This is a genomic window from Streptococcus parasanguinis, assembly GCF_001069785.1.
Classification (GTDB): Bacteria; Bacillota; Bacilli; order Lactobacillales; family Streptococcaceae; genus Streptococcus; species Streptococcus parasanguinis_T.
Genome location: NZ_JVSR01000013.1, coordinates 1 through 14,550, shown reverse-complemented (window position 1 = coordinate 14,550; position 14,550 = coordinate 1). Strand labels below are relative to the sequence as shown.

Sequence of the window (14,550 nt, the reverse complement as noted above, 5' to 3'; positions counted from 1 at the left end):
GCTCGACAATCCAAAAATAATTGAGAGGCTAGGACTTTTGTCCCAGCCTCACTCGGAATTATTGAGAGTAAAACAGTTTGGGAAACTGTTTTAGCCTGAGCCCACAAATTAAAGAGCGAACGGGCTCAATACTAATTGAACACGGGCTGCTGATTGTGTCAAAAAGCACAAAATACATTAGTACTAAATCCAAGACACAGTAGCTGATTGAATTCTTCTCTCACCTTTTAGCTCGGAAAAATCCTAATCAGCCTTGTGGGGCCAGTACAACGAAGCAATCCCATACAACAGTACTTCTTTCCTGCTTCCTATTTTGACTTTATCCGCAGACCCCTTTGTATCTTTATTCAGTCATGGAACTTCTACAAAGTTCTCTGACGTCCGTACTCACCTAAGAAAAGTTTCTGAGATGAATTTATCTTAAATCTGAGAGCTTGATACCTCTAGCCTCTTTACTTTAAAGCTTAATTTTCAATCATGTTAATCTTTATCTACTTTTAAATAATTATAGAAGTTAATTACAGTAGATAAAAAACTCAATAAACAAATGAATTGAATCAATATTTTAACAGGCTGTCTAACATTGTTCATTTGTGTCAATATGATAAAAGAAGAATTTATAAAGATGATTAACTGTAGCAATATATTTGTATAATTAAATTTCATTTTTGTTCACCTTTTATTTCTAAAATATGATCAACTTGGTTATAGATGTCAGGAGAGTGAGTAGCTATTATTATAATTTTATTTTCTTTCTTTAAGCGCAATATCAATTCTATTATTTCTTCACTATTCTTTTGATCTACAGATGCAGTTGGTTCATCTGCTAATATAATTGGTGAATCTTTTAAAATTGTTTTAGCTAGAGCTACACGTTGAGCTTCTCCTCCTGAAAGAGTATATATTTTACGATTTAGATTCACATCAAGATGAACCCTTTTTAAAGCTTCATTCATTTTCTGTTGCTTTTCTAACTTGCCTATTTTCTCTCCAACAAAAGCCAACATTAAGTTTTCTTGAATCGACTTATTTTCGATAAGACCAAAATTTTGAAACAAATAACTAAGATAATTTTTGAAATAATCCTTTTCTTTAATATTATTTAGATTAATATCATTTACAATTATATCTCCTGAATCAGCTTCTTCTAATTTACCAATAATATTTAGTAATGTGGTTTTTCCAGCACCAGATGCACCTATCAGAGCATAAGAATTCCCTTCATAAAAATTATAATTTAAATTCTCTAGAACAATACGGTCATCGAATCCTTTATTAATATTTCTTAATTCGATCATATTAAGCTCCTTTTAGAAATAAAATATTTACTCTTTTCTCTTTAATTAATTGAAATGCAAATATAATTAGCAACAATAATAAGTATACAAACGGGACTAATATTAGTAGAAAAGAAAATCTTAAAACAATTGTACAAATACCAATTAGAGTAAAGCACGTAATAAGTAATCCAAGATAAACTCGATGAATACATAATTGGTTTTTCCCAGCCAAACGTTCTATAAAATGTTTCCTCCTTTCTTGATAAAAATAAATACTATTCATCAAAATGAACAATAAAAATGAGGTAGTAATACTTAAAACAGTCGTAGCAAGTAAAAAGTATTTTCTTGTTACTATCATATCAATTCTTTTCTCAATAGATAATAAGCCACTAGTAAGTGAACCGAAGGAAGCTGTCAATTTATATTTTCGAATTAACGTAGTTACTTTTTCAGAATGGTTAACTATTAAGAACGAGGTTGGCAATAAAGCATAGTTAGGTTTTTCCACAACAATAATTGGATCATGGACCATTGCTTCATTTGAAAATTGCCTTCCAATTAAAGAGTAAACTGGATAAGTAAACAAGTCACCACCTTCGTATATGAAACTAGCAATTTTGGAATTTGGTTGGGTATCTTCGACTAATGTTTCCTTAGTTGAAAATCCTCTTTTCTCAAAGTATTCCCATTTCTTCTTTAATTGATTAAACATATTTTGATAACGATTTGGAATTAAAATCATTTTATCATATGTTTTCATGTCTTTTAGAAATAATCTTGCTGAGTCAGATAACTTAATTTTATTTACTGAAACGTAGTTAGCATTAACATAAATTACATTTGAAGAATAATCTGAAGTTGGTTCGAAATTCTTATTATCTTTGTTCGAAATCAACATATTATCTAACATATCGTTTCTATAAATAATCGTAGTGTTGTCAGATAACTCATTAAAGAATTTTTCTTTTTGATCTTGTGAAACACTGTCGCCATCTTCTAAAGAAGTTATCTCATAATATTCTGCATTCCTTTGCCAATGACTTTTTCCTACCTCTAACGATTCCACTTCTTTAGTTATTGAAATCATTCCATAAACACAGAACATAACAGAAAATAAAGTAAATAGCTGTATTAGGATCGTCAAAACAAAGATGAAACCTAGCGGAGCCTTTCCTTTAATTGATAAAATAATTGGTTGGTGTTGAAGAATATAATAAAAACAATGTGAAAGAAAAAAATTAACGATAAATATTAATAAGGCCCAAACAAACACTGGTACTAAGATTATCAACAGAGCTAGAATCGAAAATTTTCTTAAAATGATTAATGTACTAACAATACCAAGTACAGAACATATCAATAAACATAAGATAAAAATACTATCGTTTTTTGTTTGTTCTATAGCAATCGCATGCTTTCCTTTGCCAGAAACTCTTAATATTCCAACCTCTTTCATGCCAGAAACTTGTTGAGCTAGTATTAAAGAGATATAGGTAATTAAAATCCCAATTACGATCAATACTGATTGTGGAGTATTCAATAGTAATCGAAATAGAGCAGTCTCATAATTAGTTGGCAAAACTCTAACAGTGGCATTAAGCTGCAATAATCCTTCAGCTACTTGCTCCGCATTCATAGAACCACTCACAACAACATAAACTGTATTGTATGAACTATTTTCTATTAATTCATTATCCGTTTGCTGCTTTAGCTCTTTAGGTAAATTTTTGGCTCCAATTGGAACATATGTATTTTGTATTTGTTTATTAAACTCATCGACAGGAGCAACAATTCTTCTTGCTAGAACAATATCGTTTTTAGCTACAAATTCATTAATTTTATCAGAAAAATCGACAGGAGATTTTTCAACAACTATTACATTTCTAAAACCAGCAAAAATCTCGTTTTCATTTGTATTGATGAATAACAATCCAATTAAACAAATCAAAAGAAAGGAAATAATTAATAAAATTTTTTTAAACTTACTATACATCCTGTACCTCGCTTTTAAAAAGCTCAACCCTAATGTATTCGACAAAATTTTTAAAAGAGGAGGGGTGCTCCTCCTCTTACTTATCTATGAAATTCATGATATTCTAACTTATGAATACCAAATACATATTGTAGAACAAATAAAATCGTTAATTTGAGTAAAAACCGGAAGGATTATAGTAAAATGTTGCTGGATCCCAAAGAGTCCCTATAGATGCTTTAGCCCAAACACCAGGGCCAGCATTTCTAAAATTTTTAATTCCATTATTTGCATTCACAACCTTTGCACCATGATTTTTATAGTCATGCTTATAGTGAGAATATGCATTATTCCATCCATAACCATAATCCCAAGTACCACCACGTACTATAACTCTATCTGCATATGAAATTGAAGCGATCGACAAAGTTGCAGATAATATGATAATCGTTAACAGTTTAGAAATCTTATTCATAGCATTTCCCTCAATTTCTTATAATCTTAGCAATAATTAAAATTTTATATTGTACATAATAACCAGCTCCAATCATACAAAATTATCTATATTCTTATTACTCATTAATATAGATGAAAATTCAAATGTTGAAATTCCTATCATAGAACTCTTTGGAATGTATCACTCCTGGATCTATACCTTCTACTTTATTAGAAACATATACAGTACCAAAAGTAAATAACAATAAACTAAACATAATTGAAATATTTCTAAAAAGCTTCTTCATCACTTGTAACCCCTTTCATTTTACAAGCGAATTGTATCACTTTAAGCATTCATTGTCAATAATTAATATTATTTTTTTGTTATTTTTTAAAGTTATATACTATAGTTATTTCTTCATATGATAATTATATCTAAAAAAACCTCGCCTTTAGGCGAGGCCGTAGATAAATACATAAACAATTGTATTGCAACCACATTATTAAATTAAGTTATTTTTTATATAGTTTTCTATAGTGAGTGCCATTTTCTCATTTCCAGATAAACTATACAACGTCTCAGATAATTTAAAATATTTTTTCACTTCGTCTTTTTTTGCAAACCCTTCACTTACGTTACCTAATAAACAGAATAAGTCCGGTAATAAATAAAAGTGATTAAATTTTTTACAAATATCGATTGTTTTCAAAATTTCAGAAATTGCTTCTTTAATTTGATTATCTATCCATAAATATCGACAGTAATTATAACGCACTTTAACTAATAATTCAAAATTCTCCATTATTGATATATTAGATTTTTCGAGTGGAATTATGATTTTTTGATACATTTCCCCACTTATTTTTTCATTTTCTAAATCTATATAAGAATAGAAATTAAGAAGACTGTTTAGAAACATAAAATAATCTCTATCTGATTCTGACATTTTATTTAATAATGTTTCTAACTTCTTTATAGCCTCCGTTTTTTTATTATCACAATGAAAAAGAATAATTGATTCTATCCATGAAAGGTATGATTGATCATACAACGGAAGTTTATGTTTTTTTTCTTTTTCTAGATTATATAAATACTTTAGAGAGAAATAATCTCTTTGATTTAATAATTTTTTTGATAAATCTATAAAATTTCCAAGCGTAGAACTATCCGCTAAAATATTCTCATCAAAAAAATATTCCATAGGTACGTTAAGTTTCTGAGCTAATTTATAAAGAATATCAGATCCAGGATTATACTTTCCTTTTTCTATTCGACTTATTTGTCCCTGTTTACAGATTCCCTCAGCTAATTCTGATTGAGACAACTTCAATTCTAATCTTCTACTTCGAAATCGACTTGCTAATAATGTCATTTTCCCACCTCCTGATCTATATCTACGCAGGTGTATTTTATCATTATTTTAGATAATGTCAATAATATATATATATTTATTGATATTTCTTATAAAAGTTGTTTGGTTCTTAAATAATTTTTACAATTGAATCTTATAGACAATATTATTCTTACTTTGAAACAGCTATTTACAATATTTATCTTTGTCATTATTAAAAATTCTAATAACCCACAATTTATCATTTGAATAAATCCTTAAAATCTTAATTTTTCCCAATCATCGTCTGTCCGTTTGCGATAATAGTACTCGGACAAATCTGGGTCTTCCATCACTTCCAGCAGAGGAAGCATGTCGTAGGATAAGTCCAACTGTTCTAATTGGTCTTTCTCAACCCAAGAAACTTCTCCTTCCTCAGATGATCTGAGCTGGCCTGTGAATTCTGTCGCTTTGTAGCAAAAGACAATATAGCGACCTCCCTCGTCTAGTGGCCAGTCTTTGACTGCGACCAGTTTTGGATCTGTAATTGACAGTCCTGTCTCTTCGTAGACTTCACGGATGACAGATTCTGCAAGACTTTCTCCTTCTTCAATATGGCCTCCAGGAAAGGCATAACCAGACCATTTTTTGTAACGCTCTGGTGAGCGGTATTGGAGTACTACTTTTCCATTCGTAGGATCTTCCACCAAACAAAGATTGGTAAGTACAGTAGATGTTGCGCGTGACATAAATTTCCTTTCTATGATGGTAACAATTAATCAAAATAAACTTTTTTCTTTACCTCTTTCTTCATCACAAAGGGATTGACTAGCTCATGGTATTCATCAAAAATATCCAAAAGAAAGCCTCTCTCAAAGATAATGGTCTTCTCTTTTAACGAATATTCCGAGTGAATCGTTACCGGACCATGGCCATCAAAGGTAAAGAACAACTCAATGAAAAATACCAGAATCACCATAGCAAAGAAACTCAAAAGAACACTAACAAGGTTCTTCCAATTTGGAGCATGTTTTCGATAGAAGCGATACCAGATGTGACTAATAGCCGTCACTGCTACAAGATACAGCCAGGGATTCCAAAGAAGTGGAGTAAATGCGTAGCCAAAGAATCCTAAAAGGACGTTGGCAAACATGAAAGTCAGTAAAAGAATATAAATAATTTGAAATACTTTTATGAGTTTTATCATTCCTTATCTCTCTTCATTTTCCTCAATTTTATTATAAACAAGATCAAGGCCGCTAAAATAAAGAAGATCGCATAGGTCACTATAGGAAACCAGATGTATTTCAGATTCAAGGTGTAAAGCGCTGGAATAAAATCTCCTATATGTCGCCCTTTGATCCCAAACCCAATATGCAAAACAGACGTAATCGCATTCAGGTACAAAAAGACGGTTGCGAAATCTCCAATGGAAGCTCGGTCTTCTTTCTGCACTCGAAAGAAACTAAAATACAATCCATTCAGCAATAAATATAGATTCATGAATAAGGGAAATAGATAATTAAAATCACGGTAAGTCCTTGGGATTAGATGATTGTCAAAAAGAAAGACACCTAGGGTCGCTCCCATTGCCAAAAACATGATAAAATCCAAAAGCATACCAATACCTGAATGCTTTTCAAGCCACAGGTTTAAGCGATCTAACCAGCTTCTTTTACTCTTTATTCTATTTTGATGCTTGACCTTCTTCACATTATTTTTCTTCTGCTTCACAAATCTCATTCCCTAACCTTAAGGATTTACTCAAAGTTTCTTCACTTCTGCTGCTACCTTCTGGAGATGGTGTTCTCGCATGCTAGCGGTATTCACATCCCGGCCGACTTCTCCCAAGATGCAGACGCGCTTGGTTTTGATCCCACAGTGGTTCAAGACGGCATTCTTCAAAACAGAGATACCATAACTATCTGGAATGTTGAGAGGGCCTGAAAAGATCTTGTACCACCAAGTAGGCGCCATGGAGGTCGCATATATACTAGCTGTTTTCCCTTTGAGCAACTTCTTGAATTGCTTGCCTCTGAGGTAATTCCAGATAAAGCTCCCCTGATCATTGGCCGAGTAGGCAATCCCAGGTGTGAAGACCCGATCGATCCAACCTTTCATAAGACTCGGCATACTACTCCACCAGATGGGATAGACAAAGATCAGGTGATCCGCCCACTGGATCCATTCTTGAGAACGAAGGATAAAGGAATCTTCCTCCATCCGCTTTCGATAACCATAGCGAAGGACCGGATCAAAGTCCTCTTCATTGAGATTGATCACTTGGAGCTCGTGGCGATTTGATTCAATCGTTTCGACAATGGTTTGAAAAATAGCCTGACAGTAACTTTCCTGATCCGGATGCCCATTGATGACTAAAATCTTCATTCGTCTTCTCCTTCATTTCTTTGGTTCATTCTATCTCTTTTATTTTTTTACTTGATTAATTGATAATGGTTCAAAGGTTGATAGATAGGTCCTTTAGGAATTTTTATTTGAAGAACACATCATCCGCAATTCCTTAACAGGTTTTCCAAGTTTAAGTATTTGTTCTTGGCCATCAAAAGTAAAACCCATTTTTTGATAGAAAGCAATAGCTCGCTTATTATCTTTCAATACCCATAAATAAATCTCAGAGAAATGATCAAGAACAGCAAATGCAGCATGCATTAACTGTTTACTCACACCTTTTCCATAGTAATCTTTTAAAACATATAAGGCAATGATTTCACCAGCTTGAATGGCTTCATCACAAAAATTTCCATAGCTGATAAATCCAACGACCTTCTTTCCATCCATCGCAATCAAGGTATTTTCTGGATACTTTTGACTAAAGAAACGACATCTATCTAATGTCATCGTCTCCTGATATTCCGCGGGTAAAAGATCGTCATAAGCCTCTCTCCACGTTTGCCAATGAACGAGAGATTTTCCTTCTATCTCTTCAGGAGTTTCCATCGTTTTAATGATAATCTTCATTCGCTTTATCCTATCTAATCCAAAGCCTTGACTTCTAACATCATATCGCGGATCTGTGCTGCCAATTCGAAGTCAAGCACTTCGACGGCTTCTTGCATTTGGCCTTGCAGTTTCTTGACCAGTTCCTTGCGCTCTTGGCGGTTGAGACTGGTAATATCCACTTCCTTGTCCTCTTCCTTGGCCACCGCCTTGGTAACAGAGATCAGGTCACGGATTTCCTTCTTGATGGTTTGTGGCACAATGCCATGTTCTTCATTATAGGCCATTTGAATCTGACGACGGCGGGCCGTTTCATCGATCGCACGTTGCATAGACTGGGTCATGGTGTCCGCATACATAATCACGTGACCCTCACTATTACGGGCTGCACGCCCGATGGTCTGGATCAGTCCGCGTTCATTGCGGAGGAAACCTTCCTTATCCGCATCGAGAATGGCCACCAGACTAACTTCTGGTACGTCTATCCCTTCCCGAAGCAGGTTGATTCCGACCAAGACATCAAAAACACCCAGACGCAAATCACGGATGATTTCTGTCCGCTCCAAGGTCTTAATGTCCGAGTGCATGTATTTGACCTTGACACCCATTTCTTTAAAGTAGTCGGTCAAGTCTTCTGCCATCTTCTTGGTCAGGGTGGTGACAAAGGTCCGCTCTCCACGTTCTACACGCGCATTGATCTCACCCAAGAGATCATCCATTTGCCCCATGGTCGGACGCACTTCCACCTCGGGATCGAGAAGACCTGTCGGACGAATGATCTGCTCGATGATAGTATCGGTTTGTTCCATCTCATAATCACCCGGTGTCGCAGACACATAGACAATCTGATGGACATGGCTTTCAAACTCCTCCCGACGCAGTGGACGGTTATCCAAGGCAGACGGTAAACGGAAACCATAGTTGACCAGCATTTCCTTACGAGAACGGTCGCCATTGTACATGCCCTTGATCTGTCCCATGGTCATGTGACTTTCATCGATCATGATGAGGAAATCTTCAGGGAAGAAGTCAAGAAGGGTGTACGGTGGCTCTCCTTCACTCCGGCCATCCATGTGACGAGAGTAGTTTTCGACCCCATTGGTGTAGCCCATCTCCCGCAGCATTTCAATATCGTACTCAGTACGCTGTTTCAAGCGTTGAGCTTCTAGGAGCTTGCCTTCTTTTTCAAAGACCTTCAACTGCTCCTCAAGTTCCGCTTGAATCTTGGCAATGGCCACTTCCATATGGTCATCATTGGTCACGAAGTGAGTAGCAGGGAAAATGGCCAAGTGGTCCACATCTCCTAGAACTTGGCCAGTCAAAGCTTCAATCTCACGAATCCGCTCAATCTCATCCCCGAAAAACTCAACGCGAAAGGCATGTTCATCACGCGAAGCTGGGAAAATCTCCACCACGTCCCCACGAACACGGAATTTCCCCCGTTGAAAGTCGATGTCATTGCGCTCAAACTGGATGTCCACCAGATCATTGAGCAAACGATCACGAGAAATCTCCAGACCGGGGCGCAGACTCACCACGCTATCGGCATATTCCTTAGGCGAACCCAAACCATAGATACAAGAGACAGAAGCCACAACGATCACATCATTGCGCTCTAAGAGGGCTGATGTTGCGGAGTGACGAAGCTTGTCAATCTCATCATTGACCGAGCTATCTTTTTCGATATAGGTATCGCTCGATGGCACATAGGCTTCTGGCTGGTAGTAATCATAGTAAGATACGAAGTACTCGACCGCATTTTCAGGGAAAAATTCTTTGAACTCCCCATAGAGCTGGCCTGCTAGGGTTTTATTGTGGGCGATGACCAAGGTCGGTTTATTGACCTGGGCAATAACCTGGCTCATGGTATAGGTCTTCCCCGTACCAGTCGCTCCCATCAAGATTTGCGCCTTCTCACCACCCTCGATGTTATCCACCAACTGTTCAATGGCCTGCGGTTGGTCCCCAGACGGTTGGTATTTGGATACTAGTTTAAATTTGTTATCAGTTACTCGATTAATCATACTTTCTTCCTTTGATTATACTTCCCTTATTTTACCACAATAGATGATATTTCTCTGACTTTTGAGGACAGAATCCTCACATAGAAAAAGACCAGGCTCAAGTACCGGTCTTCATTTTCATCATCATTTCCTGTCAGCCATTTCACACTTATTATTCAACAGCTCTTTCATTTCTTTCCCCTAAGAGGTAAACAATCAGGACGGATAATAGAAGAACCAGAGTTGTGATGATCGATCCTTCTGCACCAAATGTCCCTCCGGTCAACCAGTCAGGTCCATCTCCCATGGTAAAACTAAAGATAGACGCATCTGCGCCTGTGCCACTGACTTGGAAACCAAGGAGATTTCCTTGTACATAGTTCCAAGTGCCGTGTTGGGCGACCACAAGCCAGATACTATCGGTATAGATAAAAAGCAGACCAGCTAGCACCCCATCAAGGATGATATTCAGAACGGATAAGAAGGTCACTCCTGAATTTCCTAGATGAAGAATGCCAAAGAGACTACTAGAAATCGCGATTGCTAAGGGAAGATTGGTTCTTGCAGCAATCCGAGTTAGGAGCCAACCCCGCGTCGCTACTTCTTCTGTACCACCTTGAAGGAGCCAAAATGGGAATAAACCTAGGATAAAAAGCAAGGGCTCTAAACTGAGCTCATTTAACACAAAAGACCCGATGCCACTGACTTGGTAGACAAGCGCGATCACTCCCATTTGAACAAGTGAAATCATGATCCCCCAGACTAGATACTTGAGCCAATTTCTTTTTACAAAGCCTAAGCTTGATAAAGCATTCTTCTCTATGACCTTCACCCAAAAAATAAAGAGAAATAGTATGATTACAAAACTGAAAAGCTCATAATAGAGAAGATAATGGTAGAAAAATTCTTGAATACTTGCTATCCCATTTCCTGGCGAAAAGAACTCCACTAGAAAACCTATCACTAAGGAAAATGGCCCCACAAGTTCACTACCAATCCAAAGACCTCCTTCTATAAAGAGAGATGCTAATAATACATAAAATAGTGTAGAAATAAGAACTGGCCATGAGGTGTTAGTTTTTATATCCTGAATCATCTTTCCTTTCTTCATGATCAACCTCCATTTATCTGATAGGTCCATTGTAGCAAAGAAAATCTAGAGCCGCAATATCGTTTCATGTTAGAAAACCTAACATGAAAACTCGATTTTTCTTGCAAAGCAAAGTCTATTATGATATAATAGCTTTTGTAGAAAAACATAAGACCATTCATACTCGTTTTGGTATGAATGATTTGTTTTTTTAAGGCCATCCTTTGGTCAATGTGCTCATGGGTCAAATCCCCTAAGAGAAAGAATTAGAAGGAGACAGAAATGAAGAAAAAATTACTAGCATGTTTGCTTTTCTTATTTCCAATCGTTGCATTCGCTGGTCATGCTCATGCTGAAACGATCAAGGTCGTTTTCGACACAGCATATGCACCGTTTGAATTTAAGGATTCAGATCAAACCTATAAAGGAATTGACGTAGAGATCTTGGACAAGGTCGCTGAAATCAATGGCTGGGATTTGGACAAATCCTTCCCTGGATTTGATGCAGCGGTCAACGCAGTTCAAGCTGGTCAAGCGGATGCCATCATGGCCGGAATGACCAAAACAACCGAGCGTGAAAAAGTCTTCACCATGTCTGATACTTACTATGATACAAAAGTTGTCATTGCGACTACGAAAGCTGACAAAATCACGAAGTACAGCCAATTAAAAGGGAAGACAGTCGGTGTTAAAAACGGAACTGCAGCCCAACGCTTCCTCGATAAAAACAAGGACAAGTACGGCTACAAGATCAAGACTTTTGATACTGGTGATCTCATGTATAACAGTTTATCAGCTGGTGCAGTGGATGCAGTCATGGATGACCAACCTGTTATTCAATACGCCATCCAAAAGGGTCAGGACCTAGCTATCAATATGGACGGGGAGGCAGTCGGTGGCTTTGCCTTTGGTGTTAAAAAAGGTGGAAATCATGAAAAGTTGATCACTGAATTTAACAAGGCTCTCGCTCAAATGAAAGCTGATGGAACACTTGATGAGATCATCAAGAAATGGACAGGTGAAAGCCAATCATCAAGTAACAGTGCCGTTCCAGAAACCACTACTCCTGCCGGTCAAAAAGCAACTCCTAAAAAATCAAAATATGTAATTTCAAGTGACTCATCTTTTGCACCATTTGTCTTCCAAAATGGAAAAAACAAATACACAGGGATCGATATGGACTTGATCAAGGCTATTGCCAAAGACCAAGGATTTACCATCGAGATTAATAATCCTGGATTTGACGCAGCGGTAAGTGATGTCCAATCCGGCCATGCGCAAGGAATGATCGCAGGGATGACCGTAACAGATGCTCGGAAAGAAACATTTGATTTTTCTGAACCATACTACACGGCCAATTCTATTCTAGCCGTTCAAGAAAGCAGCAAGATTGATTCATATGATGACCTAAAAGGAAAGACAGTCGGTGTTAAAAACGGTACTTCCTCACAAAATTTCCTTGAAAAGAACCAAAAGAAATATGGTTACAAGATCAAAACCTTCTCTGACGGAGCTTCTATGTACGATAGTTTGAATTCTGGTTCTGTCGCAGCGATCATGGATGACGAACCTGTTATCAAATACGCTATTAAACAAGGACGTAAATTCAAAACACCTATCGAAGGAACTCCAAGTGGTCAACTAGCATTTGCTGTTAAAAAGGGTGAAAATCCTGAATTGATCGAAATGTTCAATAACGGTCTTGCAAACTTGAAGAAAAGCGGTCAATACCAAAAGATTCTCGATAAATACCTTAAAGCAGATAGCAAATCAAGTACTTCAAGTACAACAGCAGATGAAACAACGATCTGGGGCTTGCTCCAAAACAACTACAAACAATTGTTAAGTGGTTTGGGTGTCACTCTTGCCCTTGCCCTTCTCTCTTTCGCCATTGCTATGGTGATCGGTGTTATCTTTGGGATGTTTAGTGTTAGCCCTTATAAATGGCTCCGCTGGACAGCGGAAATCTTCGTCGATGTCATTCGTGGAATCCCACTCATGATCCTCGCTGCCTTCATCTTCTGGGGAATTCCAAACTTGATTGAATCGGTCACAGGTCATCAATCCCCAATCAACGACTTTGTCGCAGGTACCATCGCCCTCTCCCTCAATGCTGCTGCCTATATCGCAGAAATTGTTCGTGGGGGGATCCAAGCTGTACCGATTGGACAGATGGAAGCCAGCCGAAGCCTGGGAATCTCCTATGGCAAGACCATGCGCAAGATCATCTTGCCACAAGCAACCAAACTCATGCTTCCAAACTTTGTTAACCAATTCGTCATTGCCCTGAAAGATACGACGATCGTTTCTGCGATCGGATTGGTAGAACTCTTCCAAACTGGTAAGATCATCATCGCTCGAAACTACCAAAGTTTTAAGATGTATGCGATCCTTGCCGTCTTCTACCTCGTGATTATCACCTTGCTAACACGATTTGCAAAACAATTAGAAAAGAAGGTTAACTAATGGCTAAATTAAAAATTGATGTCCATGACCTCCACAAATACTATGGTGAAAATGAGGTCTTAAAAGGAATCTCAACGAAATTCTACGAAGGGGATGTGGTCTGTATTATTGGACCGTCCGGTTCTGGTAAATCGACCTTCCTACGCAGTCTCAATCTCCTCGAAGAAGTGACAAAAGGTCAAATTACCGTAAATGGATATGATCTAACCGATCCAAAAACCAATGTTGATTTGGTCCGTGAAAATATTGGGATGGTTTTCCAACACTTCAACCTCTTCCCTCACATGAGCGTCCTAGAAAACATTATGTTTGCGCCAGTAGAGCACAAACTGATGACTCGCGAAGAAGCTCAAAAAGTCGGGATGGAATTATTGGAAAAAGTTGGTCTCGCAGATAAAGCCGATGCCAATCCAAACAGCCTTTCCGGTGGTCAAAAACAACGTGTGGCCATTGCTCGTGGACTCGCCATGAATCCAGATATTATGCTCTTTGACGAACCGACTTCTGCCCTTGACCCTGAGATGGTCGGAGATGTGTTGAACGTTATGAAAGAGTTGGCAGAGCAAGGCATGACCATGATCATCGTTACCCACGAGATGGGATTCGCCCGCCAAGTAGCCAACCGCGTCATCTTTACCGCAGACGGTGAATTCCTCGAAGATGGCAAACCAGACCAAATCTTCGACAACCCACAACACCCACGTTTGAAAGAATTCTTGGATAAGGTTCTAAACGTTTAAAAAATAGTGATTTTTGAAGCATCTAGCAATTTTGCTAGATGTTTTTTTAGACGAAAAAAGCATTTTCAAACCTGAAAATGCTTAGAATGTGGACTAACTATTTTAAAATAAAATAAGTAAAGCGATTCTAAAAAGGAACAACAATGATTTTCAATTTTAAAAATGAACCAAGAAAATACTGAAACTTTCCGCTGTGAGAAAAGTGTTAGAAACAAATCAGTTTCTAGCACTCGGGAGTTTTGAAACTTTAGGTTCAAAACTAAGTCATG

General features: G+C 37.3%; 13 protein-coding genes. 2 read left to right on the top strand and 11 right to left on the bottom strand.

Translation table 11 applies throughout. The features are described from left to right. Positions 1-662: 662 nt before the first annotated feature. The 11 genes from ADG03_RS01070 to ADG03_RS11970 all read right to left on the bottom strand — a co-directional run bounded on the left by ADG03_RS01070 (position 663) and on the right by ADG03_RS11970 (position 11,096). Positions 663-1,298: a putative bacteriocin export ABC transporter gene (locus ADG03_RS01070; RefSeq protein ID WP_049473008.1), complete on the bottom strand. Its 636-nt coding sequence runs from the start codon at positions 1,296-1,298 to the stop codon at positions 663-665. Between the two features lies 1 nt (position 1,299). Then, positions 1,300-3,276 carry a DUF1430 domain-containing protein gene (locus tag ADG03_RS01065; RefSeq protein WP_049473020.1) on the bottom strand — a complete coding sequence of 659 codons (1,977 nt, stop codon included), beginning with the start codon at positions 3,274-3,276 and terminating at the stop codon, positions 1,300-1,302. A 148-nt stretch (positions 3,277-3,424) separates the two neighbouring features. Next, a complete protein-coding gene (locus tag ADG03_RS01060; RefSeq protein ID WP_049473009.1) occupies positions 3,425-3,730 on the bottom strand; it encodes a lactococcin 972 family bacteriocin in 306 nt (101 codons plus the stop codon). A gap of 466 nt (positions 3,731-4,196) precedes the next feature. After that, the gene (locus ADG03_RS01055; protein ID WP_049473010.1) at positions 4,197-5,066 is read right to left on the bottom strand and encodes a helix-turn-helix domain-containing protein; all 870 of its coding nucleotides are present in this window, start codon (positions 5,064-5,066) and stop codon (positions 4,197-4,199) included. A gap of 236 nt (positions 5,067-5,302) precedes the next feature. Next, positions 5,303-5,773 (bottom strand): 8-oxo-dGTP diphosphatase, encoded by a 471-nt coding sequence (locus ADG03_RS01050; RefSeq protein WP_049473011.1) that lies wholly within the window; start codon positions 5,771-5,773, stop codon positions 5,303-5,305. 26 nt (positions 5,774-5,799) lie between these two features. After that, positions 5,800-6,231: a hypothetical protein gene (locus ADG03_RS01045; RefSeq protein ID WP_049473012.1), complete on the bottom strand. Its 432-nt coding sequence runs from the start codon at positions 6,229-6,231 to the stop codon at positions 5,800-5,802. Continuing rightward, positions 6,228-6,758, bottom strand: a complete 531-nt coding sequence (locus tag ADG03_RS11790) for a hypothetical protein (RefSeq protein ID WP_049520946.1) — start codon at positions 6,756-6,758, stop codon at positions 6,228-6,230. The genes ADG03_RS01045 and ADG03_RS11790 overlap by 4 nt, the downstream gene beginning before the upstream one ends. Positions 6,759-6,788: 30 nt before the next feature. Then, the gene (locus ADG03_RS01035) at positions 6,789-7,412 is read right to left on the bottom strand and encodes an NAD(P)H-dependent oxidoreductase (RefSeq protein WP_049473014.1); all 624 of its coding nucleotides are present in this window, start codon (positions 7,410-7,412) and stop codon (positions 6,789-6,791) included. Positions 7,413-7,505: 93 nt separating this feature from the next. After that, complete coding sequence (locus tag ADG03_RS01030; RefSeq protein WP_049473015.1) at positions 7,506-8,003, bottom strand: GNAT family N-acetyltransferase; 498 nt, start codon at positions 8,001-8,003, stop codon at positions 7,506-7,508. Positions 8,004-8,017: 14 nt separating this feature from the next. Next, entirely contained in the window at positions 8,018-10,006 is a 1,989-nt protein-coding gene (gene uvrB / locus ADG03_RS01025) for an excinuclease ABC subunit UvrB (RefSeq protein ID WP_049473016.1), read from the bottom strand. A 151-nt stretch (positions 10,007-10,157) separates the two neighbouring features. Further along, complete coding sequence (locus ADG03_RS11970; RefSeq protein ID WP_065426851.1) at positions 10,158-11,096, bottom strand: CPBP family glutamic-type intramembrane protease; 939 nt, start codon at positions 11,094-11,096, stop codon at positions 10,158-10,160. Positions 11,097-11,357: 261 nt separating this feature from the next. Here ADG03_RS11970 and ADG03_RS01015 point away from each other — a divergent pair, with 261 nt between their 5' ends. Both ADG03_RS01015 and ADG03_RS01010 read left to right on the top strand, forming a co-directional pair. Next, the gene (locus ADG03_RS01015) at positions 11,358-13,541 is read left to right on the top strand and encodes an amino acid ABC transporter substrate-binding protein/permease (RefSeq protein WP_049473019.1); all 2,184 of its coding nucleotides are present in this window, start codon (positions 11,358-11,360) and stop codon (positions 13,539-13,541) included. Then, complete coding sequence (locus ADG03_RS01010; protein WP_003007564.1) at positions 13,541-14,281, top strand: amino acid ABC transporter ATP-binding protein; 741 nt, start codon at positions 13,541-13,543, stop codon at positions 14,279-14,281. The genes ADG03_RS01015 and ADG03_RS01010 overlap by 1 nt, the downstream gene beginning before the upstream one ends. Positions 14,282-14,550: the final 269 nt, after the last annotated feature.

Coding starts and splice junctions, on each gene's coding strand:
- ADG03_RS01060 (WP_049473009.1), bottom strand. CDS start 3,730: ATGAATAAGATTTCTAAACTGTTAACGATTATCATATTATCTGCAACT.
- ADG03_RS01010 (WP_003007564.1), top strand. CDS start 13,541: ATGGCTAAATTAAAAATTGATGTCCATGACCTCCACAAATACTATGGT.
- ADG03_RS11970 (WP_065426851.1), bottom strand. CDS start 11,096: ATGAAGAAAGGAAAGATGATTCAGGATATAAAAACTAACACCTCATGG.
- ADG03_RS01035 (WP_049473014.1), bottom strand. CDS start 7,412: ATGAAGATTTTAGTCATCAATGGGCATCCGGATCAGGAAAGTTACTGT.
- ADG03_RS01030 (WP_049473015.1), bottom strand. CDS start 8,003: ATGAAGATTATCATTAAAACGATGGAAACTCCTGAAGAGATAGAAGGA.
- ADG03_RS01050 (WP_049473011.1), bottom strand. CDS start 5,773: ATGTCACGCGCAACATCTACTGTACTTACCAATCTTTGTTTGGTGGAA.
- uvrB (WP_049473016.1), bottom strand. CDS start 10,006: ATGATTAATCGAGTAACTGATAACAAATTTAAACTAGTATCCAAATAC.
- ADG03_RS01045 (WP_049473012.1), bottom strand. CDS start 6,231: ATGATAAAACTCATAAAAGTATTTCAAATTATTTATATTCTTTTACTG.
- ADG03_RS01070 (WP_049473008.1), bottom strand. CDS start 1,298: ATGATCGAATTAAGAAATATTAATAAAGGATTCGATGACCGTATTGTT.
- ADG03_RS01055 (WP_049473010.1), bottom strand. CDS start 5,066: ATGACATTATTAGCAAGTCGATTTCGAAGTAGAAGATTAGAATTGAAG.
- ADG03_RS01065 (WP_049473020.1), bottom strand. CDS start 3,276: ATGTATAGTAAGTTTAAAAAAATTTTATTAATTATTTCCTTTCTTTTG.
- ADG03_RS01015 (WP_049473019.1), top strand. CDS start 11,358: ATGAAGAAAAAATTACTAGCATGTTTGCTTTTCTTATTTCCAATCGTT.